Annotated in this window: 1 protein-coding gene; it reads right to left on the bottom strand. The window is 61.6% G+C overall.

The window, feature by feature from the left end; all coding sequences use genetic code 11:
* The coding region (locus tag CKO40_RS23840) for a proton-conducting transporter transmembrane domain-containing protein (RefSeq protein WP_276570862.1) at positions 1–675 on the bottom strand (675 nt) is incomplete at both ends.

Here is a 675-nt window from a genome sequence, read left to right as displayed (position 1 = left end):
CCGAAGAGCGCGCCGGCCGCACGAAGATCGCGTCATAGAGCTCATCGAAGTACCACTTGTTGAGAAGGAAGCGGTAGAGAGCGCCCATTCTGCTGGAGAGAGCCTTCGGCGTCTCCGGCTTGAGCACGTAGAAGAAGAGAGCCGTAAGGAAGCCGAGCACCATGGCGATGAACGGCGCCGCCTTCACCCATGACGGCACATGGTGAATCTCTTCCAGAATCTCGTTGCCATGGGCTGTGAAGATCGCGCCCTTCCAGAACTCGGCCGTGCTCTCCGCACCGATGAAGGCGGCGCTGAAGAGCAAGCCGCCGAAGAGCGCGCCGGCCGCCAGCACATAGAGCGGGATCAGCATCACCTGCGGGCTTTCGTGCATGTGGCTCATCACCTCGGTGGATGCCCGCGGCTTGCCATGGAAGGTCATGAAGACGAGGCGCCAGGAATAGAAAGAGGTGAAGGCCGCGGCGACGACGAGCATGACAAAGGCGAAGCCGGCCATGACGTTGTGGCCCATGAAGGAGGCCTCGATGATGGCGTCCTTGGAGAAGAAGCCGGCCGTCATCGGAAAGCCCGTCAGGGCGAGCGTGCCCGCCAGCATCATGGCGTATGTGATCGGGATCTTTCTCCACAGCCCGCCCATCTTGCGCATGTCCTGCTCGTCGGAGACGGCATGGATGA

The sequence above is a fragment of the Halochromatium glycolicum genome, from assembly GCF_016584085.1.
In the GTDB taxonomy this organism is placed as follows: Bacteria; Pseudomonadota; Gammaproteobacteria; order Chromatiales; family Chromatiaceae; genus Lamprobacter; species Lamprobacter glycolicus.
The sequence above is the reverse complement of the archived record's forward strand: the minus strand, read 5'-3'. Positions and strand labels throughout refer to the sequence as shown.